The 24604-nt window shown below is 69.2% G+C and carries 22 protein-coding genes and 1 riboswitch; of the genes, 14 read left to right on the forward strand and 8 right to left on the reverse strand.

Annotated elements, in window-relative coordinates; translation table 11 throughout:
* Positions 1–50 precede the first annotated feature (50 nt).
* From ABZ717_RS17990 to ABZ717_RS18045, 12 genes are all read left to right on the forward strand, one after another.
* Positions 51–194: a GPGG-motif small membrane protein gene (locus ABZ717_RS17990; RefSeq protein ID WP_200816126.1), complete on the forward strand. Its 144-nt coding sequence runs from the start codon at positions 51–53 to the stop codon at positions 192–194.
* A gap of 275 nt (positions 195–469) precedes the next feature.
* Positions 470–1267: an FAD-dependent thymidylate synthase gene (thyX, locus tag ABZ717_RS17995; protein WP_358511593.1), complete on the forward strand. Its 798-nt coding sequence runs from the start codon at positions 470–472 to the stop codon at positions 1265–1267.
* Between the two features lie 367 nt (positions 1268–1634).
* Positions 1635–2519, forward strand: a complete 885-nt coding sequence (locus ABZ717_RS18000) for a PRC and DUF2382 domain-containing protein (RefSeq protein ID WP_358511596.1) — start codon at positions 1635–1637, stop codon at positions 2517–2519.
* Positions 2520–2861: 342 nt separating this feature from the next.
* Positions 2862–4253: an NAD(P)/FAD-dependent oxidoreductase gene (locus ABZ717_RS18005; RefSeq protein WP_358511599.1), complete on the forward strand. Its 1392-nt coding sequence runs from the start codon at positions 2862–2864 to the stop codon at positions 4251–4253.
* A gap of 133 nt (positions 4254–4386) precedes the next feature.
* Positions 4387–4722: a DUF2795 domain-containing protein gene (locus tag ABZ717_RS18010; protein WP_087096765.1), complete on the forward strand. Its 336-nt coding sequence runs from the start codon at positions 4387–4389 to the stop codon at positions 4720–4722.
* A 226-nt stretch (positions 4723–4948) separates the two neighbouring features.
* Positions 4949–5605: a CDP-alcohol phosphatidyltransferase family protein gene (locus ABZ717_RS18015; protein ID WP_358511701.1), complete on the forward strand. Its 657-nt coding sequence runs from the start codon at positions 4949–4951 to the stop codon at positions 5603–5605.
* A gap of 212 nt (positions 5606–5817) precedes the next feature.
* A complete protein-coding gene (locus ABZ717_RS18020; protein WP_358511704.1) occupies positions 5818–8322 on the forward strand; it encodes a mannose-1-phosphate guanyltransferase in 2505 nt (834 codons plus the stop codon).
* 607 nt (positions 8323–8929) lie between these two features.
* Positions 8930–9475: an FHA domain-containing protein gene (locus tag ABZ717_RS18025; RefSeq protein ID WP_358511602.1), complete on the forward strand. Its 546-nt coding sequence runs from the start codon at positions 8930–8932 to the stop codon at positions 9473–9475.
* Between the two features lie 170 nt (positions 9476–9645).
* Positions 9646–10119, forward strand: coding sequence for a bifunctional nuclease family protein (locus ABZ717_RS18030; protein WP_358511605.1), 474 nt, complete (start codon positions 9646–9648; stop codon positions 10117–10119).
* Between the two features lie 468 nt (positions 10120–10587).
* Entirely contained in the window at positions 10588–11076 is a 489-nt protein-coding gene (locus ABZ717_RS18035) for a MerR family transcriptional regulator (RefSeq protein WP_358511707.1), read from the forward strand.
* A 127-nt stretch (positions 11077–11203) separates the two neighbouring features.
* Positions 11204–11296: riboswitch (glycine riboswitch) on the forward strand.
* A 122-nt stretch (positions 11297–11418) separates the two neighbouring features.
* The gene (gcvP, locus tag ABZ717_RS18040) at positions 11419–14289 is read left to right on the forward strand and encodes an aminomethyl-transferring glycine dehydrogenase (RefSeq protein ID WP_358511710.1); all 2871 of its coding nucleotides are present in this window, start codon (positions 11419–11421) and stop codon (positions 14287–14289) included.
* A 214-nt stretch (positions 14290–14503) separates the two neighbouring features.
* On the forward strand, positions 14504–15748 hold the full coding sequence (locus ABZ717_RS18045) for a tetratricopeptide repeat protein (protein ID WP_358511608.1): 1245 nt from the start codon (positions 14504–14506) through the stop codon (positions 15746–15748).
* A 146-nt stretch (positions 15749–15894) separates the two neighbouring features.
* Here ABZ717_RS18045 and ABZ717_RS18050 read toward each other — a convergent pair whose 3' ends face one another.
* From ABZ717_RS18050 to ABZ717_RS18065, 4 genes are all read right to left on the reverse strand, one after another.
* Positions 15895–16083, reverse strand: a complete 189-nt coding sequence (locus ABZ717_RS18050; protein WP_358511611.1) for a DUF5999 family protein — start codon at positions 16081–16083, stop codon at positions 15895–15897.
* A gap of 196 nt (positions 16084–16279) precedes the next feature.
* On the reverse strand, positions 16280–17707 hold the full coding sequence (locus ABZ717_RS18055; protein ID WP_358511614.1) for a threonine/serine exporter family protein: 1428 nt from the start codon (positions 17705–17707) through the stop codon (positions 16280–16282).
* Positions 17708–17890: 183 nt separating this feature from the next.
* Complete coding sequence (locus ABZ717_RS18060) at positions 17891–18586, reverse strand: response regulator transcription factor (RefSeq protein WP_358511617.1); 696 nt, start codon at positions 18584–18586, stop codon at positions 17891–17893.
* A 41-nt stretch (positions 18587–18627) separates the two neighbouring features.
* Positions 18628–19434 (reverse strand): PD-(D/E)XK nuclease family protein, encoded by an 807-nt coding sequence (locus ABZ717_RS18065; protein WP_358511620.1) that lies wholly within the window; start codon positions 19432–19434, stop codon positions 18628–18630.
* Positions 19435–19516: 82 nt separating this feature from the next.
* Here ABZ717_RS18065 and ABZ717_RS18070 point away from each other — a divergent pair, with 82 nt between their 5' ends.
* Complete coding sequence (locus ABZ717_RS18070) at positions 19517–20677, forward strand: site-2 protease family protein (protein ID WP_358511623.1); 1161 nt, start codon at positions 19517–19519, stop codon at positions 20675–20677.
* A 92-nt stretch (positions 20678–20769) separates the two neighbouring features.
* Here the strand turns inward: ABZ717_RS18070 and ABZ717_RS18075 are convergent, their stop codons facing one another.
* A complete protein-coding gene (locus tag ABZ717_RS18075) occupies positions 20770–21243 on the reverse strand; it encodes a hypothetical protein (protein WP_358511626.1) in 474 nt (157 codons plus the stop codon).
* Between the two features lie 34 nt (positions 21244–21277).
* A complete protein-coding gene (locus ABZ717_RS18080; RefSeq protein ID WP_358511629.1) occupies positions 21278–22585 on the reverse strand; it encodes a helix-turn-helix transcriptional regulator in 1308 nt (435 codons plus the stop codon).
* A gap of 165 nt (positions 22586–22750) precedes the next feature.
* On the opposite strand from ABZ717_RS18080, the gene ABZ717_RS18085 reads away from it, so the two are divergent.
* Positions 22751–23086 (forward strand): hypothetical protein, encoded by a 336-nt coding sequence (locus ABZ717_RS18085; RefSeq protein ID WP_358511632.1) that lies wholly within the window; start codon positions 22751–22753, stop codon positions 23084–23086.
* 244 nt (positions 23087–23330) lie between these two features.
* Here ABZ717_RS18085 and ABZ717_RS18090 read toward each other — a convergent pair whose 3' ends face one another.
* Positions 23331–23684: a hypothetical protein gene (locus ABZ717_RS18090; RefSeq protein WP_358511635.1), complete on the reverse strand. Its 354-nt coding sequence runs from the start codon at positions 23682–23684 to the stop codon at positions 23331–23333.
* Complete coding sequence (gene ppgK, locus ABZ717_RS18095) at positions 23681–24448, reverse strand: polyphosphate--glucose phosphotransferase (protein ID WP_358511638.1); 768 nt, start codon at positions 24446–24448, stop codon at positions 23681–23683. Before ppgK ends, ABZ717_RS18090 begins: the two co-directional genes overlap by 4 nt.
* Positions 24449–24604: the final 156 nt, after the last annotated feature.

Raw genomic sequence — 24604 nt, forward strand, 5'->3', positions numbered from 1 at the left:
AACCCCCGTGGGGCTGGTTTGATCAAACTGTTACCGGACAGGGGGTTGGTATGAGTATTTTGCTGCTGATCCTCGGAATCATCCTCATCGTCGCCGGCGTGATGGGCCTCCTGCGCGGGCAGCTCCTCTGGGGCATCGTTCTCATCGTCGTCGGAGTGATCCTCTCGCCCGGCGGTTTCGTCCTCGGCCTCTAACGAGCGACCGAACCCTTCCAGCGAGCACTGTTCCACGATGAAACCGGCCAAGGGATCGGGTGTCCGACACGCGCACGAGCGTGGTCGGACACCCGATCCCTCGGCCGTGTCCACACCCTCGCACGGGAGGCAGGTCCTACCCCCGGGTCGGACGTGTACCCTCGTGGGAGGCCGAATCGGCCCAACCCCATCGCGTGTACCGTTCCCCGATCAGATCCCCGGGTGACGGGATCGAAGCGTGCCATGGGTCGGGGGAGTTGCTAGGAGAGGGTGCTGTGAAGAAGGTCGATCCCCAGGTCCGCCTGGTCGCACGTCCGCAGGTGGACTACGACGCCATCACCGACTACCTCAAGGAGGTCGGAGGAGAGGCGTGGATCGAGCGGTTCGACCGGGGTGAACTCGATGCACACCTCAACGACTCCCAGAACCTCGCCGAGTTCGCCGGGCGACTGTGCTATCGCTCCTGGGAGCCGGGGCTCAACCCCAACGTCACCCGGGTGCGCAAGGACCAGGACCAGTACCTGGGCAACCTGTTGGCCAGCCTGCACGGTTCGGTGCTCGAACACATCAGCTTCAGCTTCGTGCTGCACAACGTCTCGCGTGTGCTCACCCACGAACTCATCCGTCACCGCCCCGGCGTCGCCGTCTCCCAGGAGTCGCTGCGCTTCGTGCGCCTGACCGACCTGCCGTTCTGGTTCCCGGACTGGGCCGAGGAGGACCCGGAGCTGATGGAGCGCGCCACGGCGATGCTCCAGCAGATGGAGGAGTTCCAGTTCTGGATGGCCGAACACTTCGGTCTGGACGACGAGGGCGTGAAGTTCGCCGAGAAGAAGCACAAGACGTCGTTCATGCGTCGCTTCGCCCCCGAGGGCGTGGCCACCGGTCTGGTGTGGACCGCCAACGTGCGCACCCTGCGGCACACCCTGGAGGCCCGCACCGCTCCCGGTGCGGAAGAGGAGATTCGCCTGCTTTTCCACCTCATCGGTGAGACACTGAAGGAGGAGGCCCCCGCGCTGTTCGGCGACTACGTCGTCGAGGACGGCGCCTGGGTGCCCCAGTGGCGCAAGGTCTGACCGACCTCCCATGACCGCCCGCCCCGGCCTCTGCCCGGGGCGGGCTCCTTTGTGCCCATCAGGCGTCCAGGCCGGCCATCCTGCGGTGATCTTGCTACCAGAAGCGAAAAAGGCACCTTTTTCGCTTCTGGTAGCAAGATCACCGCTTTTCGGTGCCGGTCCGTGTCCACTTCGTCCCGAAAGGGTCAAGGGGGCCTCGGGAATGGGCCAATGATTCCCGGGCCGCGCCAATAGCGAGCACGGATTCGGTTGGATCTCGCATAAGTCCTGGTGGGAGCATTCGTAGGGGTGTCCGGCGTGGGTAGGAGGCGAGGGCGAACGGAAGGCGAACAGCCCCGCCTCCCACGAACCAGGAAGGGGTTGCGCAGTGACCAGCGAACTTGTACCGGAGAACCTCATCGGGCACCAAGTACTCGACCCCGAAGGCAACAACATCGGGAAGATCAAGCAGGTCTTCCTGGACGACCGCACGGGAGAACCCAGTTGGGTCTCGGTCCACACCGGACTCTTCGGAATGAAGGAGACCCTGGTGCCGCTCCAGGGGGCCCGACCGATGGCCGAGGACATCCAGATCCCCTACGACAAGGCGACGGTCAAGGACGCTCCGCAGGTGGAGGCCGACCGTCACGTCGAGCCCGAGGACGAGGCCATCGTCCGCGACTACTTCGCCAAGCACGGTGGTGTGCCCCGACAGAGCGGGGGAGAGACCGACGACATGACCGGGACGCCGCCCATGGGTGAGAGGCGCCACGGGACCGACGAGGCCATGGGCCGGGAGACCGACTCCTGGACCGAGGAGGGTGACACGGTCGGCCGTGCCCGTTCGGGCGAACGCCTCGGTGGTCCGGTCGACCCCGAGGCCGAGGACGTCTCGCTGATCCGGCACGAGGAGCAGGTGGAAATCGGCGTCGAACGCCGAGAGAGCGGACAGGCGCGGATGCGCCGACACGTGGACGTCGAGCGCTTCGACGAGACCGTCCCGGTGCACCACGACGAGTTGGAGGTGGAGCGCCGGCCGATCACCGACCCCTCCCAGGTGACCGACGAAGGCGACCTGGAGGAGGGTGAGCAGACCTTCACGCTCTACGAGGAGCGTCCGGTGGTCTCCAAGCAGAACGTGCCGGTGGAGGAGATCCACGTTCGAAAGCGCGACGTCACCCGCGAGGAGCACGTCGAGGGCGAGCTTCGCAAGGAGCGGTTCGAGATCGAGGGTGAGGACGAGGACGGCACTTCGCCCTCCGGCCCCAGGTGATCGCGAGCGCCATCGTGCGCCGGGTGCCTTCGGGCGCCCGGCGCACCCTTTTCGTGCGGGGCCCGGTACCGGAGGGACGAAAGGAAACCGAAAGCCTTGCGCACTAGGTTTTCTGAACGAGGGGTGTCGGGGACGGACGACACCTCCTGGTCAGTCCTTCCCTGAGGCCCGCCGCCTCGGGGAGGGGGTACCTCTCGAACGGTGGCCGGTGGAGAGCGCCGGCCACCGTCACCCCTTCACCGATCGCCCACCCGAGCCCTGTCGGGGTGTCCTCCCAGGTCGGAGCCGGACGTGAGCTTAGGCTCGCATCTGTCGGCCGCCGACAGGAGCAGGGGGAACACGATGACCGAGGACGTGAACGGGGAGAGCGCCCGAGAAGAGGTCACCGGCGAGGAGACGGCCGGGCGCGACGCCGAACCCGAGCCGCGTGGTCGTGACGCCGAACCCGGCCGCGGACACACCCTCGTCCTGGGGGCCGGCATGTCCGGACTGGCGGCCGCCGACCGACTCGCCGAACAGGGGGAGCGGGTCACCGTACTGGAGGCCCGTGCCCGCACCGGCGGACGGATCCACTCCGTGCGCACCTGGGGCGGAGCGACCCTGGACGTCGGCGCCTCCTGGATGCGGGGGGAGGAGAACAATCCGCTCTCCCGCCTGGTCCGGGAGGCCGGCGCGCGTACGGCGACCTTCAACCGTGCCACCGAGACCGCCTACGACCCCAAGGGGCGCCGCCTCCTCTTCGACCGACACCGGCGCAACATGGAGGACGTCAACCTCCTCCACGAGCACATGTACTGGACCACGGTCGGCGCCGGCCGGGAGGAGTCCATGGAGCAGGGCATCGACCACGCCCTCTACGACGTCAACCTGGTCCGCGCGCGCGCCCGCGACGCAGCGGAGATCGTGCACCGCATCGCCGAGGCCGAACACGGGGCCGACGCCGAGGAGATCGCCTTCACGGCGGTCTCCGCCGCTCACGAGTTCAGCGGTGACGACGTCGTCTTCCCCGACGGGATGGGCCGACTCACCGACCACCTGGCCCGAGGGTTGGACGTGCGCTTCGAGCACGTCGTGTCGTCGGTGGACCACGGCGAGGACGGCGTCCGGGTCCGGGTGGACACCCCCGGCGGAGAGGAGACCCTCACCGCCGACCGCGTCCTGGTGACCCTGCCGCTGGGGGTCCTGCAGGCCGGCCAGGTCGACTTCGAGCCGCCACTGCCCCAGGACAAGCGCGAGTCGTTGGAGAGCCTGGGCAACGGCCGCTTGGAGAAGCTGTTCCTGCGCTTCGACGAGGTCTTCTGGGGCGACGCCGAGGTGATCGTGCACCTGGGGACCGAGGAGGGAACCTGGTTCCACTGGTACTCGGGACAGAACGTGTTCGGCGTGCCGGTCCTGGTCTGTCGCAACGGCGGCAACGCGGCGCGCTTCCTGGCCGGCAAGGACGACGCCGAGGTGGTCGAGCACGCCATGGAGTCGCTGCGGGGCATGTTCAAGAAGGCGCCGGACCCGGTGGACCACTACCTGACGCACTGGATGGACGACCCGTTCGCGCGAGGAGGGTTCTCCTTCACCGCGGTCGGCTCCGGTGACCAGGACCGGATCGCGTTGAGCGACCCGATCGGGGAACGCGTGTTCTTCGCGGGGGAGGCCACCGTCGTCGAGCACAGCGCCACGGTGCACGGCGCGTTGCTGTCGGGGCTGCGGGAGGCCGAGCGCATCCTGTCCCTGGACTGATCCCCTCGGCGGGAGGTTGTGCCCGGTGACGGGCGGGTAGTGCGTTTTCACGGGCCGCGCACCCCTTTGACCAGGGAAGTCGTGTGTGCGGGGTCGGCGGTGTCATTCATCGAACAGGAAACGGGGAGCCACGATGGGGACCGAACACGGTGTCGAGGGTCTGAAGACGATTCTGGGCCAGGTGCCCTTTCCCGCGGACAAGGAACGGATCCTGGACCGGGCTGCTTCTCTGGGGGCCGACGACGAGATCATGAGGGCATTGAGGGCGATGCCTCCGGTCGACTACGACCGACCCGACGACGTCCTGCGGTCGGTGCCCATGGACGAGTCCGACACGGACGCGCGCAAGGAGTCCGATCGGGCCCAGCAGCGGCGGGAACACACCAAACCCGGTCTTTCCGAGACGATGAAGGACACCGGGCCGGTGAACCCGATCGAAGAGGAGACCGGGGAGAACCGTAAGTCCTGAGCGGGCCGGGGCGGCGGGGCCGCCGCCGCACCCGCTGACGCGTTCGCCGGGAGAAGAGCCCGAACCGGAAGGTGGGTCCGTACAGGCTACGATTGGCGGGCGGCCGTTTCGCCGGGTCACGGGACATCGACGGAGCGCGCTGCGGTGGGAACGGAAGATCCCGCCCGTTATCGTGGTCGCCATGGGGCGATCCGCGCAAGAAGGCAGACACGAGGCGGGGGGCAGTGTGGCCGGCCCGGTGGTCACCGACCGCATCTGGACGGTTCCCAACCTGTTGAGCATGCTCCGGTTGTTGGGTGTTCCGCTGTTCCTGTGGCTCATCCTGGGACCCGAGGCCGACTGGTGGGCACTGCTCGTGCTCGCCTTCGCCGGGCTCAGCGACTGGCTGGACGGCAAGATCGCCCGAGCCTGGAACCAGGCCTCCAAGTTGGGTCAGTTCCTCGACCCGGCCGCCGACCGGCTCTACATCTTCGCGGCGCTGCTGGGACTGGTCATCCGTGGGATCGTGCCGTGGTGGCTGATGGCCATCCTGGTCCTGCGAGACGTCCTCATCCTCGGCGCCCTGCCGCTGCTGCGCCACTTCGGCTACGGGCCGCTTCCGGTGAACTTCGCGGGCAAGGCCGCCACCCTGTGCCTGTTGTACTCGTTCCCGTTGTTGTTCGTGGCCGAGTACGCGTCCATCGTGGGAGATGTGGCCAAAATTGTAGGTTGGGCGTTCGCGCTCTGGGGAACGGCTCTTTATTGGTGGGCCGGATTGCTCTACGCCGTACAGGGACTACGCCTGATCGGACAGTCCCGCCGTGCCGAACGCGCTGATCACGAGGGTGTGAGAACGGGAGACCCGGACAGCGACGAGGGGCACGGCAGGTTCACGGAACGGTAACGGGGCCTGATCCGTGACACCGACGGGCCGGCTCACCTGAGTCCTGTCGGATCGAAAGGGAGTGTCGTCTCCGTCATGAGAACATGTCCCACCGCGCGCGCCGGTGCGCGCTCCGAAGAACGCACATCCCCCATCGCCCCCCACGGCCAAGCCGTTCGGGGGGATCGGGGATGACCACACCCAACGAAGGGCCCGGGACCACCACGCCTCCGATGAAGGCCGTCGTGATGGCGGGCGGCGAGGGCACTCGCCTGCGCCCGATGACGGCCAACCAACCCAAACCGCTCCTACCGGTGGTCAACAAGCCCATCATGGAGCACGTGCTGCGCCTACTGCGCAAGCACGGATTCACCGAGACGGTCGTCACCGTCCAGTTCCTGGCCACGCTCATCCGCAACTACTTCGGTGACGGCGAAGAGCTCGGCATGAAGCTCCACTACGTCGCCGAGGAGGTCCCCCTCGGGACCGCCGGCAGCGTCAAGAACGCCGAGGAACACCTGCGCGGCGAGCCGTTCATCGTCATCTCCGGTGACGCGCTCACCGACATCGACCTCACCGACATGCTCCGCTTCCACCGTGAACGCGGCGCCAAGCTCACCATCGCCCTGAAGCGGGTCCCCAACCCGCTGGAGTTCGGCATCATCATCGTCGACGAGCAGGGCCGCATCCAGCGTTTCCTGGAAAAACCTACCTGGGGACAGGTCTTCTCCGACACCGTCAACACCGGCATCTACATCATGGAACCGGAGGTGTTGGAGAGAGTCGCCACCGGAGAGGTGGTCGACTGGTCCGGTGACGTGTTCCCCGAACTCCTGGCCGAGGGCGAACCCATCTACGGGTACGTCGCCGACGGCTACTGGGAGGACGTGGGCACCCACGAGAGCTACCTGAGCGCCCAGGCCGACGTGCTCTCGGGCAAGGTGGACGTCGACATCGACGGCTTCGAGGTCTCCCCGGGCGTGTGGGTGGGCGAGGGCTCCGAGGTCAGCTCCGAGGCCGTACTCAAGGGACCGCTCTACATCGGCGACTACGCCAAGGTCGAGGCCGGCGCGGAACTGCGCGAGTACACCGTGGTCGGCAGCAACGCCGTGGTCCGCGCGGAGGCCTTCGCCCACCGCACCGTGCTCCACGACAACGTGTTCATCGGCCGCGGCGCCAACCTGCGCGGCACCGTGATCGGCAAGAACACCGACGTCATGGCGGCGGTGCGGATCGAGGAGGGCGCGGTCATCGGTGAGGACTGCGTCATCGAGTCCGAGGCCTACCTGCACAACGACGTCAAGGTCTACCCGTTCAAGACCATCGAGGCCGGGGCGGTGGTCAGCACCAACGTCGTCTGGGAGTCACGGGGGCAACGCTCCCTGTTCGGTCCCCGTGGTGTGTCCGGCCTGATCAACGTCGAGATCACCCCCGAACTCGCGGTCCGGTTGGCCAACGCCTACGCCACCACCCTGAAGAAGGGTGCGATGGTCACGACCTCCCGCGACGTCTCGCGCGCCGCGCGCACGCTCAAGAGGGCCATCATCAGCGCGCTCACCGCGACCGCCATCGAGGTGCGCGACCTGGAGGTGGTGCCGCTGCCGGTGGCGCGCTTCCACACCTCCCAGAGCGGCGTCAGCGGCGGCATCGTCGTGCGCACCAGTCCGGGCGACCCCGAGTCGGTCGACATCATCTTCCTGGACGGTGAGGGGGCCGACCTGTCGCCGGGCGCCCAGCGCAAACTCGACCGGGTCTTCTCCCGAGCCGAGTACCGGCGCGCGTTCCCCGGGGAGATCGGCGAGCTGACCTTCGCCGCCCGCAACATCGAGAACTACTCCCACGACCTCCTACGGTCCGTGGACACCTCCGGGGTGGCCGAGGCGGAGCTGAAGGTGGTCGTGGACTGCGCGGGCGGCACGGGTTCGCTCATCCTGCCCTCGCTGCTGGGACGGATCGGCGTGGACGTGCTCACCGTCAACAACCGCCTGGACGAGGCCTCGCCCACCGACACGGTCGCCAGGAAGATGCGCGACCTGGAACGTCTGGGCGAGTTGGTGTCGGGTTCGGGGGCGGACTTCGGTGTGCGTTTCGACCCGGTCGCCGAACGCCTGTCCATCGTGGACGAGAACGGCGAGCTGATCGACGACGACCGCGCGTTGTTGGTGGTGCTGGACCTGGTGGCCGCCGAACGCGGTGCGGGCAAGGTGGCGCTGCCGGTGACCACCACCAGGGTGGCCGAGCGCGTGGCCGGTGCCCACGGTGTCGAGGTGCGTTGGACGGCCACCGCCACCCACGAGCTCACCAAGGCGGTCCGTGCCGAGGGTGACGCCATCATCTTCGCCGGTGACGGCCGGGGCGGGTTCGTCCTCCCCGAGTTCAGCTCCACCAGTGACGGCATCGCCGCGTTCGTGCGGCTGCTGGGTCTGGTGGCGCGGACCCGTCGCCCGATCGTGGAGATCGATCGGGCGATCCCTCAGGCGCACCTGTTGCGCCGTTCGGTGCCCACCCCATGGGCGGTCAAGGGCAGCGTCATGCGCGCGGTCGTGGAGGCCGCGCAGGACCGGGAACTGGACACCACCGACGGCGTGCGCGTGATCGAGTCGGACGGAAGCTGGGCGCTGGTCCTCCCGGACACCGCCGAAGCCGTCACCCATCTTTGGGCCGAAGGTCCTGATTCGGACAAGGCTCAGGCTCTGTTGGACGAATGGGCCTCCGTCGTGGAGCGTGCGGAGGGCTGAAATGGCAGGTCGTGGGCGTGGGCGGCGGTGGCCGTCCACGCCCACGTGCTTCGGTCCGTCCGTCGGTGGGGAAAAATCGCCCGGCAGGGCGGTCGAGCGGACGAATCGAGCGGAATCCCAGGTCAATCCACGGTCGGGAGGCCGACGAAAATCCACTCCGCGTTCAACAGAACCAAACCCCTCGGACGGGCATCTGCCCCAGAACAGGCGTTGATCTCTTCCGAGGTCCGGTGTGGCGGTGCCCCGGGTGCCGCCTCCATCGAGTCCGTCGCACGCCCGTGTCACGGGGCCGCGCGGCGGGCCACGGGGGAGCGAAACCCTGTCTGGACAGGGATATGGTTTAAAGTCGAGTGTTCCCTGAAGCATCTCGTCACCATCGACACAAGGGGTTCCGGCAACGGCGGACGTCCGTCGGGGTGACAAGGGGCAGAACATAGGGGATGAGACCTAGCGACCGACCGTGTGGGACGATCCGTTGCCGCGAAAGCGGAACGTCTCACCGTGTTCCGGACGTTGAGCGGGCACAGTGTCCGTCCGGCGAGCCGGAACGCGCCACCGATCAGCCGAATCAAGCACCGCCCCGTGCGGTAGGAGGCCGAGCCGACCTATGTCGAGCGTTTACTGCACGCAGTGCGGTCACGCCGTTGCGGATGATGCCCGTTTCTGCTCCCACTGTGGAACTCCCCTCCGCAGGGCCGACCAGCAGAATCCGCCGTCCAACACGGGCGGGGAGTCCGGTGGAGGGGACGTCACCTCCACCATCTCCATCTCCGGGATACAGGCCCTGGAGGATGAGGAAGCGGGTGAGGATCTCGGCGGCGACGACCCCGCCAGTGCCGATGCGTTGCCCCCGGGCACCGCGCTACTCGTGGTCCGCCGTGGCCCCAACGCCGGAAGTCGTTTCCTGCTGGACAGCGACGTGACCACCGCCGGGCGCCACCCCAACAGCGACATCTTCTTGGACGACGTCACCGTCTCCCGACGCCACGTGGAGTTCTTCCGCAGGGGTAACGGGTTCGGGGTCCGTGACGTCGGTAGTCTCAACGGCACCTACGTCAACCGGGAACCGGTGGACGAGGCCGAGCTGGGTGGTGGGGACGAGATCCAGATCGGCAAGTTCCGGATGATCCTGCTGACCAAGCCCCGCCGATGACGGATCGGTGACCACGGTCGACGGGGGTGGGAGGGCCGAAGAGGTTTGCGGCCCTCCACCTCCGGAGAGCTTTGTAACGAAGGGTGCCGATTTCGCCCTCGGGTCCTGATCCGACGGGGGAGCAGGGACGAGCGCCCAGCCGGCATGACGACTCGTGGGACGGAGACGCTGTGAAGCACATGGAGGTCGTCGGCGTCCGGGTTGAGATGCCTTCGAACCAACCGATTGTCCTGCTCAAGGAATCCGAGGGTGACCGCTACCTGCCGATCTGGATCGGCGGGGTGGAGGCCACCGCCATCGCCTTGGCCCAACAGGGGGTCGCGCCCGCCCGACCTCTCACGCACGACCTGTTTCGGGACGTGCTCGACGCCCTGGAGACCGGCCTGGAAACGGTACGGATCACGGGGCTGAGCGATGGCATCTTCTACGCCGAACTGGTCTTCAGCAATGGTGTCGAGGTCAGTGCACGACCCTCCGACTCCATTGCCCTGGCCCTGCGGACCGGAACCCCGATCTACGCGCACGAGGACGTGATCGACGAGGCGGGGATGCCGATACCCGACGAGCAGGAGGACCAGGTCGAGGCGTTCCGGGAGTTCCTGGACAACATCTCGCCCGAGGACTTCGGTCGACGCAGTACCTGAGAGATCGCAAGGGCGGGGCCCGCGCACGGCGTGGGCCCCTCTTCCTTGCCCGAGCGGGCCCATCGGCCCATGAGGCCGAGGACACGGCTGTGACCTGCGACTTCATTATCGGGGTCAGTGGTAGATTGGGATGAGGGAATGGACGCGGCGACCACAACCGAAAAGGCCCGGTCTCCTCGGGGCATCGGACGTACGGGTGGGTCGGAGCCGTCACCGCGCGTACTTGGCGACGCGCCGGGCGGCTTCGTTGACGCTGCCTTGGCGTCGCCCTACCGTCAGTGCTGTGGAACCTGCGGCGCGCCCATTCCCTGAGTGGACCTTCCCCTGTCGATGCCGCCGTGGGACGAGAAGCCGGAGGTCGGCGTGGCGGTAGCGAGCGGCAAGCGGGATCCCCATGACAGGCGGTCTGCGCTGCGGCTAGCGGGGCAGCAGGGCCTACTGTGCGAAGAGGACGTGATGGCGCTGCCTATGGACGTCGGGTATCGGGGCCCAGCGGCGTGTACGGCCGCCGGGATCACCTATCGACAGCTCGACTACTGGGCCAGAACCGGCCTGGTGGAGCCGAGCGTGCGCACAGGAGCCGAAAACGCCCCGCTGTACAGTCTTCCGGACATCCTGATGCTGAAGGTGGCCAAGCGTCTCCTGGACACCGGGATCTCCCTGCAGCAGATCCGCACGGCCGTCGACCACCTGCGCGGCCGTCCCGCCGGGGAGTTGGCCCGCATCACCCTGATGAGCGACGGTGTGAGCGTCTACGAGTGCACCTCCCCCGACGAGGTCGTCGACCTCATGCAGCGGGGCCAGGGCATGTTCGGGTTGGCGTTGGCGAACGTGGCCCGTGAGCTGGAGGAGGCGCTGGGGGTCGTCCCGGCCGAGGCCCGTTCCGACCTTCCCACCCCGGACCCCCGACCCGTCGACGAACTGGCCCGTCGGCGACGTGAACGCCGTACCGGTTGAGAGCGGTACGAAGGTGTGCCCTGGCTCCTCGTTCCGGAGTCCGATCGAGTACCTTCGTAACCACAACAGGGGTGAAAACCGACATTTCTCCCTGCTTGGATACATGTACAGAGCGTCAGCAGGCTTTTGATATCGCGCGGGAGAGACCCCGACGCTACGGGGCGCCGACGGGGCAATACTCCCCAGTAACCTCTCAGGCACCATGGACCGCGCGAAGGAGGCCGCTCTGGAGCCGGCATCGTCGTGCCCGGTGACAGAGGGGGAGACCGTGAGGAACACCGCCGATCGAATCGGCCCTGTCACCAGGAGGTCTCCGTGACTGACCCGTCGAACGCCTCGACCATGGGCGCACCCGCCCGGGTCTTCGCCGACCGGCACATCGGCCCCACGCCCACCGAGACGGCGGAGATGCTCAAGACCGTGGGCTACGGCTCCACGACCGAGCTCATGAGCGCCGCCGTGCCCGAGTCCATCCTCACCGGCCCCGGGCAGAGCGCCCCGCTGGCCCTGCCCGAGGCCGCGGGAGAGGCCGAGGCCCTGGCCGAGCTGCGGGAGTTGGCCGGTCGCAACCGCCCCCACACCACACTCATCGGCCTGGGCTACTACGACACGCTCACCCCGCCGGTCATCCTGCGCAACATCATGGAGAACCCGGCCTGGTACACCGCGTACACGCCCTACCAACCGGAGATCTCCCAAGGCCGGTTGGAGGCCCTCCTCAACTTCCAGACCGCGGTCTCGGACCTGACCGGTCTGCCCATCACCGGCGCCTCGCTGTTGGACGAGGCGACCGCCGCGGCCGAGGCCATGACCCTGGCCCGACGCGCCTCCAAGGTCAAGAGCGACGTCTTCGTCGTGGACGCCGACGTCTTCCCGCAGACCCTGCAGGTGTTGCGCACCCGCGCCGAGCCCCTGGACATCGAGGTCGTCGTCGCCGACCTGACCAAGGGCCTGCCCGAGGGCGAGGCCTTCGGAGTCCTGGTCCAGTACCCGGCCTCCAGCGGTGTGGTCCGCGACCCGAGCGCGGTCATCGAGCAGGCGCACGAGCGCGGCGCGCTGGCCGTGGTCGCCGCCGACATCCTCGCCCTGACCCTGCTGCGCAGCCCCGGTGAACTGGGCGCGGACATCGCGGTGGGTTCCACCCAGCGCTTCGGTGTGCCGCTCGGCTTCGGCGGCCCGCACGCCGGTTACATGTCCGTGGGCGAGAAGCTGCGCCGGCAGCTGCCCGGTCGTCTGGTCGGGGTGTCCGTCGACAACGTCGGCAGACCCGCCTACCGTCTGGCCCTGCAGACCCGTGAACAGCACATTCGTCGGGAGAAGGCCACCAGCAACATCTGCACCGCCCAGGTACTGCTGGCGATCATGGCCGGCATGTACGCCGTCTACCATGGCCCCGACGGGCTGCGGGCCATCGCCCGTCAGGTGCACACCCGCACCGCGTCCCTGGCCGACGCGCTCACCAAGCGCGGCTTCGAGGTCGTCCACGGCGCGTACTTCGACACCCTGCGCGTGCGCGTGCCCAGCGCCGACCGCGTCGTGGAGCGGGCACTGGAGTCCGGCGTCAACCTGCTCGCCACCGACCAGCACACGGTCGGTCTGAGCGTGGACGAGACCACCGGCGTGGACACCCTGGGCAAGGTCCTGGCCGCCTTCGGCGAGGCCGACCGTGGTGCCGAGCGCGGCCCGGTGACGGTGGACGAGTCCGCCGACCGCCTGCCCGCGGACCTGACGCGCGGCGTCGACTACCTCACCCACGAGGTCTTCAACACCCACCGCAGTGAGACCTCGTTGCTGCGTTACATGCGCCGTCTGGCCGACCGGGACCTGGCGCTGGACCGCACGATGATCCCGCTGGGCTCGTGCACCATGAAGCTCAACGCCACCGCCGAGATGGAGCCCATCACCTGGCCCGAGTTCGCCGGGCTGCACCCGTTCGCCCCGATGGACCAGGCGGCCGGCAGCGTGGCGCTCATCCGCGACCTGGAGGCCTGGCTGGTCGAGGTCACCGGCTACGACGCGGTGTCCCTACAGCCCAACGCCGGTTCCCAAGGTGAGCTCGCCGGCCTGCTCGCCATCCGCGGCTACCACCGCTCGCGCGGGCAGGCCCACCGGGACGTGTGCCTGATCCCCAGTTCGGCGCACGGCACCAACGCCGCCAGCGCCGTCATGGCGGGCATGCGTGTGTCCGTGGTGGCCTGTGACGACGACGGCAACGTCGACCTGGACGACCTGCGCGCCAAGACCGACAAGCACCGCGAGGAGCTGGCGGCCATCATGGTCACCTACCCCTCCACCGCGGGTGTGTACGAGGACACCATCACCGAGGTGTGCCGCCTGGTGCACGAGGCCGGAGGCCAGGTCTACGTCGACGGGGCCAACCTGAACGCCCTGGTGGGTTGGGCCAAGCCGGGCGAGTTCGGCGCCGACGTCAGCCACCTGAACCTGCACAAGACCTTCTGCATCCCGCACGGCGGCGGCGGCCCGGGCGTGGGTCCGGTCGCGGTTCGTTCGCACCTGGCGGGCTTCCTGCCCAACCACCCGGGCCAGCCGGAGGCCGGCCCGCACACCGGGGTCGGTCCCGTCTCGGCGGCGCCGTTCGGTTCGGCGGGCATCCTGCCGATCTCCTGGGCGTACGTGCGCATGATGGGGGAGAAGGGGCTGCGTTCGGCCACCGAGACCGCGGTGCTCTCGGCCAACTACATCGCCAAGCGCCTGGAGCCCTACTACCCGGTCCTGTACACCGGTGCGGGCGGACTGGTGGCGCATGAGTGCATCATCGACATCCGTCCGTTGCAGAAGACCAGTGGCATCAGCAACGAGGACGTCGCCAAGCGGCTGATGGACTACGGCTTCCACGCGCCGACCATGTCCTTCCCGGTCAACGGCACGCTCATGGTGGAGCCGACCGAGAGCGAGAATCTCGCCGAGTTGGAGCGGTTCATCCAGGCGATGATCGCCATCCGCGGTGAGATCGATAAGGTGGCCAAGGGGGAGTGGGGCGCCGAGGACAACCCGCTGTGGGGCGCTCCGCACACCGCGGAGGCGCTGACCGCCGACGAGTGGGGCCGCGGCTACACGCGCTCCGAAGCCGCCTACCCGCTGCCGTCGCTGCGCCAGGACAAGTACTGGCCGCCGGTCGGTCGGATCGACCAGGCCTACGGTGACCGCAACCTGGTCTGCTCCTGCCCGCCGCCGGAGGCCTTCGAGCTCTGAGGGTGGTGAGCGGGGTGTCGGCTTCGGTCGGCGCTCCGCTCTTTTCGGACCATAGCGAATCTACAACGTAAAGGCATCGCTTCGGGTGGGGCGACACGCGACATCCACTACCAGGGCGCAGCTCTCGTCATCGACCGGCAGGTTAGAGTTACGGCGAGCAGAACACTCGCGCCGCCCACCGCGTGATCCTCGCCCCCACGGAAAGTCGCACACCATGACCACGACGTCCGGATCTTCCGCACGCCCTGGACCCTCGGACCCGCAGCCCCAGGCCATCGACCCCGAAGACGTCGAGGACACCGGAACCGGTGGCGGGGACGCCGCCGACCTGTGCGATCGGGCCCGCGACCTGGCCGAGAACGGGCACCTCAAACGCGCCGCCAAGCTCTACCAGCAGGCGGTCACGGCCGACCCGCATCCCAGGGTGCGGGCACGGGCCCTGTTGGGGCTGGCCGTGGTCCAAGACCAGCGCGGCGACCTGGCCGCCGCGCGTGAGGCCGCCCGTCGGGCGCTGTCCACCGGGGACGCGCGTTACGCGCCACGAGCCGCCTACCACCTGGCGCTGTCCCTGGAGCAGGAGGGCTCGCACGGTGAGGCCGCCCGGGTGTGGGAACGGCTGCTGGGATCGGGTGGCGCGGCCTACGGCGCGGTGGCCCGCTACGGGTTGGCGCGAGAGGCCGAAACGCGGGGTGAGCACACCGAGGCGGAGGAGCACTGGGAGGCCGCGCTGGAACTGCCGCCCGAAGGCGAACCGATGAGCCGTCTGCACGCCACCACGGTCCAGGACGCCGCCAGGGACCTGGCGGGGCGCCTGTTGGACCGAGGACAGGTGGAGGGCGCCTCCGTGGCGGTCGAGCGCGGTCTGGCGGTGGGAGACGACCCGGGTCTGCGCCTGTTGCGCGCCGCCACCCACCTGGAGCGGGCCATCTCCGACGTCGCCGGGGTCGCCGAGCCGGGCACCGCCGACGAGGGGGCGCACCCGCGGGCGCGCACCTCGGGCGCCGCGGTGGAGCTTCTGGCCGGTCTGTTGGTCCTGCGGGGCGAACCGGACGAGGCGGCCCGGGCCTGGCGTACCGGGTTGGAGAGCCGGGACACGGAGACCGCCGAAGAAGTGCGGTGGCGGCTGCGCCGCTCCTTCGCCCAAGCCGGGGACGAGGACGGTGAGGAGACGCCCGAACCCTGGTGGGAGGGGTACCTGGAGGAGGCCGTGGCGACCTCCAGCGCGTCCGTGCTCGCCGGGGAGCTCTTCGCGACGGTGACTCAGATGCACGCCCTGTTGGCGGTGCCGGTGGTGGAGGGCGAGTCACGCCCGGCCGCGCTGCGCGCCGCCATGGAGCAGGCCCTGCGAGCCCCGAGCGAACTGGTGTGGGGCCCGGACGTTCACGCGGACTTCCGGCGTCGGCTCGCGGAGGCGATGGGGGAGGACGTGCTCCCCCAGGGTTGGCCGGACGGTCCCTGACCGGTTCGCGCACACGTCACCGCCCGGGATTTCGCGGTTCCCGGGCGGGAGAGGTCGAGGGATCAGGGGATCGGACATTCGGTGGGGGCCACGAGGTCGGTGGAAATCGTGGCCGGGTGCCGGTCGAGGACCGGTGGTCGGTCGCTTCAGGCCGCGGCGCGGGGGCGGTGCGGGGCCACGACCGCCCCGTCGGGGAGGAGTTCACCGGTGTCGTCGAAGAGGACGACGCCGTTGCAGAGCAGACTCCATCCCTGTTCGGGGTGGCTGGAGACGACGCGGGCCGCCTCGCGGTCGGTTTCCTCGGCGGTGGGACAGGAAGGCTTGTGGCTGCACATGGATGGACCCTTTCGGTCGTGTGCCGGTTGAGGCCAACAGTAGTGGCTGACATCACATGATGTTGTCGTTTCAGGCCGATGACAAAGGTGCCGCTCTGCTGTTGTTCGCTCTCAACAGGTGAGACTCCCGCCCCGGCGAGCAGGTTCTCCCCGAAATGTCGTGGGCGTGTCCGAACCCGGACACGCCCACGGGGAATCAGTAACCGCCGCGTGTGCGTCGGGCGGCCGGACGACTGCGCATCCCCGCACCCGCCAGACCACCGCGCTGGAAGGCCCGGACCAGTTCGCCACCGAGGTTGACCCCGGCGCCCAGCGCGAGCGCCACCGTGATGGCCTCGGCGAGACTGAGCATCCCCGCCACGGCTGTGCCCTGGGTCATCTCGATCAGGCCCCGGTAGAGGATGCTGCCCGGCAGTAGTGGGGCGATCGAGGGGATCAGGTAGGGCAGGACCGGTCGTCTGGTGCGACGGGCCAGCCAGTGCCCGACCACGCCCACGGCGACCGCGCCCACCACGGTGCCCACCACCGGGGGAACGTCCACCAGTGAACGCAGCCCCGCGTAGGTCACCCAGATCATGACGCCCATGACGCCGATGCTGGGGAGCATCCTGGGTGGTACCGCCAGTGAGATGGCGAAGGCCATGGCGATGCCGGCGGCGCCCACCAGCACCGCGACGTCCAGGGTGGTGCCCGCCGCCGGCAGGTTCTCCAGGTCCATGTTCACGCCCAGACGCACCGCCGTGTAGGCCACCGCGCCCACACCCGAGACGATCGCGCCCAGCGTGAAGAAGGTCTCCAACAGGCGTGCCGCGGCGGAGACGTAACTGCCGCTGATGCCGTCCTGGAGACTGGAGACCAGGGGACGACCGGGCAACAGCGCCATGATGTTACCGGTGATGATGGCGCCCGCCTGGAGGCCGAGGTCGAGTGAGGTGCTCACCCACAACAGGCCCACGCCGATGGAGGCGGCCACGGTGGCGGCGGCGACCATCTGGTAGAACTCCGCCACACCGCGGTTGGCGAGGAACACCGATGTGCGGTCGCCCAGCACGGTGGCCATGAACGCCACGGTGGCCACTATCAGACCACCGCCCACCATGAGGCTGGCGCTGGAGGCGATGAGTCCGAAGCCCACCGCGATCAACCAGTTCGGGTAGGGCATGGGGGCTCGCCGGATCTGCTCCAGCCTGGCCGCGGCGTCCTCCAGCTCCAACAGCCCGAGGGCGGCCTGCTGGACCAGGGTGTGCAGCTCGTTGACGCGGAAGTAGTCGAGGGTACGGCGACGCACCACGCGTTCGCCGGTCACCGGTGGACTGTCGCCGCCCGGGTGGGTGGACAGGGAGATGGTGGTGAAGGTGACCGACACCTCCGAACGGGGCAGGTCGAAGGCGATCGACAGGCTCAGCATGGCCTCGCTGACCGCTTCGGTGCTCTCCCCGCTGGCCAGCATCAGTTCGCCCACGCGCAGGACCAGGTTGATGGCTCGCGCGTCGGGAAGGTTGGTGTCCTCGTCGTCGAGGTTGTCCGGGGTCAACTCACGCTCGTGCTCGGCGCGCCAGTCGCGCATCCGGCTGAGCATGATCTCCTCGCTCGGCGGCCCCGACCGCCCCCGCTTGCTCGGCATGACTGTGCTCCGTCTCCCCCTCTTCGTCCGCGCCCCGTGGTGGCGTTCGGCTTTTGATGGCCACCAAGGGGACGCCGTACCCAACGGCGGGGTTCGCCCTTCCGGGTCGGATGGCGCCGGTGAGTTCGATCACCCCGGCCATCCTGTCAACGCCCGCGGTCGTGCTCTACGGTCGACGCGCCGTCACCTGGCGGCCTGCGGTGGGTCCCCGCCCGGGGTGACCAGGCCGTTCTCATAGGCATACACGACGGCCTGGACCCGGTCGCGCAGTTCCAGTTTGGTGAGGATGCTGCCCACGTGGGACTTGACGGTGGTCTCGCCGAGGAAGAGGTGGCCGGCGATCTCGGAGTTGGATCGGCCGCGGGCGACCAGTGCCAACACCTCATGTTCGCGATTGGTGAGGGGGTCGGTTTCGGGTTCGGTCTCGGACTCGGGGGCGGGCATCAGGGGGACGAAACGGTCCAGGAGACGGCGCAGGACGGTGGGGGAGACCACGGAGGAACCGTCGGCGACCAGGTCGATGGCGGCGATCAGGTCGGTGGGCGGGACGTCCTTGAGCAGGAAGCCGGAGGCGCCGGCGCGCAGGGCTTCGACGGCGTACTCGTCCAGGTCGAAGGTGGTCAGGGCCAGGACGCGTACCCCGTGCCCGAGGCCCTTGGCCCACTCGACGATCTCGCGGGTGGCCTGGATCCCGTCGACGCCGGGCATGCGGATGTCCATGAGGACGATGTCGGGGAGCAGGCTTCGCACGGCTCGTGCGGCCTCGCGGCCGTCGGAGGCCTCGCCCACCACGGACAGGTGGGGTACGGATTCGAGGATCATGCGGAAGCCGGCACGGACGAGGGGTTGGTCGTCGACCAACAGGACTGAGACGGGCACGGGGCCGATTCTGCCGTATGGGGTGGAGTGCCGGGGTCGGTTCAGGCGGTGGGGAGCGGGGGCGGGGTGCCACCGAACTCGGGGCACAGGGCCTGGTGTTCGCACCACCCGCAGAGCTTGCTGCGCTTGGGTTCCCAGCGTCCCGCGCGTCCGGCGGCCTCGATGCGCGCCCAGATGTCACCGATCTCGGCCTCGGCCGCGACGAGTTCCTCCTGGGTGGGGTCGTACCAGCGCACGGAGCCGTCGCCCAGGTACATGAGTTGGAGCCGGGCGGGGACCACGCCGAGGTCACGCCAGATCATGACGGCGTAGAAGAAGATCTGGAACTTGGCCTTGTCCTCGAAGCGGGGGTGGGGCGACTTGCCGGTCTTGTAGTCGACGACACGGATCCGGTCATCGGGTGCGACGTCGAGGCGGTCGACGTAGCCGCGCAGGCGCAGGCCGGTGGGCAGGGACACCTCTAGGCGCATCTCGCGTTCGCGCGGTTCGAGGTTGGCGGGGTTCTCCAGGTCGAAGTAGCGCTGGACGAGGTCGCGGGAAGACTGGAGCCAGTCGTCGAGGCCCTCTCCTTCGGGGAAGAGGTGGTCGGCGACGTCGGGCTTCTTGTCGCGGATCTTCTTCCACTGGGGGTCGACGAGGCCGAGCGCGGTGCGCGTGGTGCGGGTTTCGGCGGGGAGTTCGTACAGACGTTCCAGGCAGGCGTGGACCAGGGTGCCGCGCAGCGCGGCGGCGCTGGGGGCCTCGGGGAGGCGGTCGATGGCGCGGAAGCGGAACAGTAGCGGGCACTGGAGGAAGTCGGATGCTCGCGAGGGCGACAGGGCGCTCGGCAGCGTCGGCACGGTGGTCATACCCGCCAGCCTATGAGAGCCGGCGCCCGGTGGGGGCGGGTGTGGTGGGACCCGTCGCCGGTGGGGTCATAGTGTGGGGCCTGTGAGCAACGGCAGTGAATCCTCCGAGACCCGGCCCGAATCCCGTTCCCGGAAGGCGGGGTTACTGCTCGGACGGCCGTTCGGCGTTCCGGTGTACGTGACGTCGTCGTGGTGGATCGTGGCGGTGCTGATCACCCTGGTCTATGGGGGCATCGTCCAGACCCGGTTGGCGTTGGGGCCCTCGGCGTACCTGTTGGCGTTCGTCTTCGCGATCCTGTTGTACGCCTCGGTGCTGGTGCACGAGTTGGCGCACTCGGTGGTGGCGCGTTCGTACGGGTTGCCGGTGCGGCGGATCGTCCTTTACGTGCTGGGCGGGGTCTCGGAGATCGATCGGGAGGCGCCCACCCCAGGCAAGGAGTTCTGGATCGCCTTCTCGGGGCCGTTGTTGTCGCTGGTGTTGGCGGGGGGCGCGTTCGGGTTGGCGTTGTTGGCGGACCCGTTCAGCATCCCCGGTGAACTGATGTTCCAGTTGTGGATCGCGAACCTGTTGGTGGGTGTGTTCAACCTGTTGCCCGGGTTGCCGTTGGACGGTGGTCGTCTGTTGCGCGCCGGGGTGTGGAAGCTGACCGGGCGCCCGCACACCGGGAGCGTGGTGGCGGCCTGGGGCGGTCGGGTACTGGCGTTGGTGGTGGCGGCCTTGCCGTTCCTGTTCGCGTGGAGCGCGGGTGGCACTCCGGGTCCGTGGGCCATCGTGTGGGGTGTGGTGCTGGCCGGGTTCATGTGGATGGGCGCCACGGAGGCCCTGCGCAACGCGCGGGTGCGGGCCCGTGTCCCGGGGCTGCGCGCCCGGGACCTGGCGCGCCGGGCCGTGGTGGTGCCCGCGGACCTGCCGCTGGCGCAGGTGGACGTGCGTGCTCGGGAGGCGGGCACGGAGGCGGTGGTGGTGACCGACTCCGGGGGCACGCCGATCGCGGTGGTCCATCCCACCGCGGACGAGGCGATCTCGAAGGCGCGGCGGGCCTGGGTGCCGGTCTCGGACGTGTCCCGGGCGTTGACCGGGAATTCGGTGGTGTCGGTGGGGCTGGAGGGTGAGGAGCTCTTGACCGAACTCACCCGGCACCGGTTGCCGGAGTACCTGGTGGTGGCCGAGGACGGTGGGGTGTTCGGGGTGATCCGGGCCTCGGACGTGAACGCGGCGATGGCGGGACGGGAGCGGACCTAGGTCCGCGACGGCCGAGGTTCACCCCGTCGCGGCGTTCGGCACGGCACCTCGCCTCGCCGCGCCGGGAGTGGTGTCGGTTTTTCGCCGTGGGGTCAGCGACGGGCGCCTTGGGGCCACAGGACGATGACGGGGCGGCTCAGGGCCCGGGCGTAGGCGACCACGTCGGCGGTGCCGCCGGGGCCGCGGGCGGGTAGTCCGTCCCAGACGGCGATGAGCCGGTCGCTCTGTTCGACGAGGAGACGACCCGCGGCCATGTGGGAGTGGGGGTCGGAGACGGCGTGCGGTAGTTCGTGGACCAGGACGGAGCGGGCCAGGAGCCGGTCGTAGACGGGGTGGTGTCGGGCGGGTAGCGCCGAGCGGTAGCCGGCGGCGGGGATGACGGCCTCCAGGGGGGCTCCGGCGTCCAGGACGGCCTCGGCGAAGAGGGAGTCGGCGCCGTCGGCGAGGCAGGACAGGCCCACCATGGCGTGTCCGTAGGGCTCCAGATGGTCCTTGACCAGCGCGGCGACGTGTTCGTTCACGTCAGGGGTCAGGTTGCGGTGCCCGGTGATGCCGATGCGGATCACATGACCTCCCAGTTCGTTCGCTTTCGCCGCGTTTCTACCCACTGGGGAGGCCGGTAACGAGGGCGGCGAGACGGGTGTCGAGTTCGTTGACACGGTCGGCGTGGGGGCCGCGGTAGCGCCGGCGGAAGGAACGCACGCGGGCCACGACGCGTTCGGAGGCGAAGCGCACCCCGGTGTCGAGGGCCTCCTGGGCCAGGCGGAAGGCCTCGTCGATGTCTCCGGCCTCGGCGTGGGCGGAGGCCAGTTCGACCTTGAGCACCGCGGACTGCTTGACGTTGCGGGAGGGCGGGGCGACGGCGTCTGCGAAGGCGGCGCGTGCCTCGTGCGGGGTGCGCAGGCGTACGCCCACCAGGGCGCGGTAGCCGGCGACCTTGGCCTCGTCGAAGGCGAACACCCAGGGCCAGGGCGGTCGGGCGTTGTCGGGACGGTGGACGTCGCGTTCGGCGCGGCGGATGGCGTTCGCGGCGGAGGCGCGGTCGCCGATGCCGGCGTGGGCGAGGGCGCCGACGCAGGCCAGCCAGGCGCGGGCGGTGGGGTGGGAGTCGGGTCCCAGGACGTGTTCGGCCTCTTGGACCAGCCCCAGTCCGAGTTCGGGATCCTCGGCGGTCTCGATCTCGAAGGAGGCCAGGGAGCCGAGCATGTAGACGTCGAGCAGGCGCATGCCGGCCTGGCGGGCGCGTACGACGGCGGTGCGGTAGTGCATGCGGGCCGATCCCATGTCGCCGAGGTCGGCGTTGAGCCAGGCGGCGAACCCGGAGGCTTCGCTCGCCGCGGCGCTGAGTTCGGTGTGGAAGGGCGTCACGCGCGCGTTCGCGAGCATCTGCTCGGCCAGGTGCACATGCGCGATCGCGCCGGGCAGCAGGTGGCGCGCGGGCGAGGTCGCGTCCATGCGTCGTTGGCCGCCGGTGATGGCCCGCAGGGAGGGTGCGGTGTCCTCGTCGATGCCGTGGTGGACCTCCGGTCCGACGATGGGTCGCGCGGTGGAGGCCAGGAGTCCGCCGGCGGCGACGGCCTTTCCGAAGTCGCGACGTCTGGTGGGAGGTATCGCCTTGGTGGTGGGACCCTCCTTCACTGTTTCTCCGCCGAAGCGGATCAGGTGCAACGGGATGTCGAGTCGCCGTGCCAGGTCCTGGACCTGGCTGATGGTGAGCGACTGCTGGCCGTTGACCACTCGGGAGACCCAACTCTGTGAGTAGGTGAGTTCCCGCGCGAGGTCGCCCTGGGACCAGCCGCGTGCGGTGCGCACGCTTTCGATGACCGTCGGCATGTCGCATTCGGCGAGGGCGTCGGCCACGCGGGGTCGGGTCCACAGGTCCTGGGGAAGGCCGTCTGGTTGAGGCATGAGCCCAGGTTAGGGATCTCGGCTCGTCTTGGTGGCTATGTGTGAAAAAGAAGGTGTGATGCGTGATCCGCATACTGGTCATGCGGGCCCTTCGGCATGGGGCAGAGTGAACTTGTCGTTGGGTCCGGCGGCGGTGGTCGCCGGGGCCGTGAGGAAGGAGAACACGTGACGGTGCGGACGTCGCCGGCGGAGAGCCCGGGTGTGTCGGACCATGATGGTCCGGCGTCCTTGGCGCTGCGGGGTATGGCGGACGAGCTGCGTTCACGTGGGATCGACGCGTGGGAGGACGGGGTGTGCGGGATCGTGCACGCCGGGCCGATCGCGCAGGGTCGGCGTGCGGTGCTGCGTCCCCACCGGGGGGACCTGTGGTGGTGGATGCGCTGGTCGCTCCAGGAGGGGACCGCGGCGGTCCTGCCCGGGGTTCCGCTCTCTCCGGCCTCACGGACCTCCGACGCCGCCCGCAGGATCATGGGCGTCATGTCGGCCGCCGAGGGCGGCTGACGTAGAAGACTCACGTGGGAGAGGTCTCACGTGGCTGGACGGGTCGTACAGCGGTGCGACCCCGGGTGTGGGGTGGTGTTCGGGTGGTGGCCCGAACCCGTTTCTCCCTCTGTGCGGGCTCCGAACCCGCCCGACACCCGAATCACCCGCTCCGGAGCGTGACCGGGGCGGCCGCCTCCACCCCCGGGCGCCTGGCGGTGCCGTCCCCACGAATTCGCCAGGCGCCCCTTTCCCTTCCCCGGCTTCAGGGACGGGTCCTGTTGTCCCAAGCCCGTAGTAGGACACCCAGGTCGTGGACGTTCATGGTCCGTGCGTGCTCCGGTCGCGGCAGCGCAGGTGTCCTGATCAAGGTGACCGGTACCGAATCCAGCCCCAGGCGTAGGGCCACGGCGATCCGGTGGTTGCCGTCGAGCGTGCCGAAGGCGGGGTTGAAACCCAGTCGTAGTGGGGTGCGGATTCCGTGTCGGGCGATGTCGGCCGTCAAAGCGTCCAGGTGGCGTGGTGTGTCCAGCAGGGCCGAACCCACGACCTCGCGGTCCACGGCCCGGTAGCGCGTCACCAGGGCCGTGGGGAGTGGCGTCGTGGGGGAGGGGGTCACGGCACCTCCAGGCCTTGGGCGGCGGCCAGGGTGGCGCCCACGATGCCCGCCGTGTTGCGCAGGACGGCGGGCACGATCGGGGTGCGGATGTCGAGCAGGGGCAGGAACTTGTGGGCCTTGCGGCTCACCCCGCCGCCCACCACGATCAGGTCCGGCCACACCAGGTCCTCGATCACCCGGTAGTAGCGCTGTAGGCGCTCGTTCGCCCACTCGGGGTAGGAGAGGCCGTCGCGTTCCTTGGCGCCGGAGGAGGCCCGTGACTCGGCGTCGTGGCCGTCGATCTCCAGGTGCCCGAATTCGGTGTTGGGCACCAGACGGCCGTCCACGACCAGGGCGGATCCGATGCCGGTGCCCAGGGTGGTCATCAGGACGGTGCCGCGCACGCCCTTGGCCGCGCCGTAGCGGGCCTCGGCCAGGGCGGCGGCGTCGGCGTCGTTGAGGACCCGGACGGGGCGTCCCACGGCTTCGGTGAACAGGGCACGGGCGTCGGTGCCCACCCAGGCCTTGTCCAGGTTGGCGGCGGTGTGGACCGTGCCGTTCTGCACCACTCCCGGAAAGGTGACGCCCACGGGACCGCGCACGGTCTCGGGGAAGTGGTCGGCGATCCGCGAGACGATGTCGGCGACGGCCTGGGGCCCCGAGTCCTCGGGGGTGAGCACCTTGTGCCGTTCGTGGAGGAACTCACCTGAGTCCAGGTCGACGGGGGCACCTTTGATGCCGCTGCCGCCGATGTCGATTCCCAAGCCCGTGTTCGGCTGTGACATGGGTGGTGTCTCCCGTGGTCCTCGTGTGCTGTCGGGGTCGGTGGCCGGGCCACATGCCTGATACTGCCCAACGGCGTCGGGTTTCGCACGCCGAAGGGGCGGATGTGGTCGGCGCGCCGGACGGTTCGGCGCGGTGCCGGAGGCCGATACGCTGGA

Source organism: Nocardiopsis sp. NPDC006832 (assembly GCF_040635885.1).
GTDB lineage: Bacteria > Actinomycetota > Actinomycetes > Streptosporangiales > Streptosporangiaceae > Nocardiopsis.

Bases quoted from the DNA above. Each gene is read 5' to 3' on its own strand.
- ppgK (WP_358511638.1), bottom strand. From the start codon at position 24,448: ATGTCACAGCCGAACACGGGCTTGGGAATCGACATCGGCGGCAGCGGC.
- ABZ717_RS18045 (WP_358511608.1), top strand. From the start codon at position 14,504: ATGACCACGACGTCCGGATCTTCCGCACGCCCTGGACCCTCGGACCCG.
- ABZ717_RS18055 (WP_358511614.1), bottom strand. From the start codon at position 17,707: ATGCCGAGCAAGCGGGGGCGGTCGGGGCCGCCGAGCGAGGAGATCATG.
- ABZ717_RS17990 (WP_200816126.1), top strand. From the start codon at position 51: ATGAGTATTTTGCTGCTGATCCTCGGAATCATCCTCATCGTCGCCGGC.
- ABZ717_RS18080 (WP_358511629.1), bottom strand. From the start codon at position 22,585: ATGCCTCAACCAGACGGCCTTCCCCAGGACCTGTGGACCCGACCCCGC.
- ABZ717_RS18035 (WP_358511707.1), top strand. From the start codon at position 10,588: ATGGACGTCGGGTATCGGGGCCCAGCGGCGTGTACGGCCGCCGGGATC.
- ABZ717_RS18025 (WP_358511602.1), top strand. From the start codon at position 8,930: ATGTCGAGCGTTTACTGCACGCAGTGCGGTCACGCCGTTGCGGATGAT.
- ABZ717_RS18065 (WP_358511620.1), bottom strand. From the start codon at position 19,434: ATGACCACCGTGCCGACGCTGCCGAGCGCCCTGTCGCCCTCGCGAGCA.
- ABZ717_RS18050 (WP_358511611.1), bottom strand. From the start codon at position 16,083: ATGTGCAGCCACAAGCCTTCCTGTCCCACCGCCGAGGAAACCGACCGC.
- ABZ717_RS18020 (WP_358511704.1), top strand. From the start codon at position 5,818: ATGAAGGCCGTCGTGATGGCGGGCGGCGAGGGCACTCGCCTGCGCCCG.
- ABZ717_RS18010 (WP_087096765.1), top strand. From the start codon at position 4,387: ATGGGGACCGAACACGGTGTCGAGGGTCTGAAGACGATTCTGGGCCAG.
- ABZ717_RS18005 (WP_358511599.1), top strand. From the start codon at position 2,862: ATGACCGAGGACGTGAACGGGGAGAGCGCCCGAGAAGAGGTCACCGGC.
- gcvP (WP_358511710.1), top strand. From the start codon at position 11,419: ATGGGCGCACCCGCCCGGGTCTTCGCCGACCGGCACATCGGCCCCACG.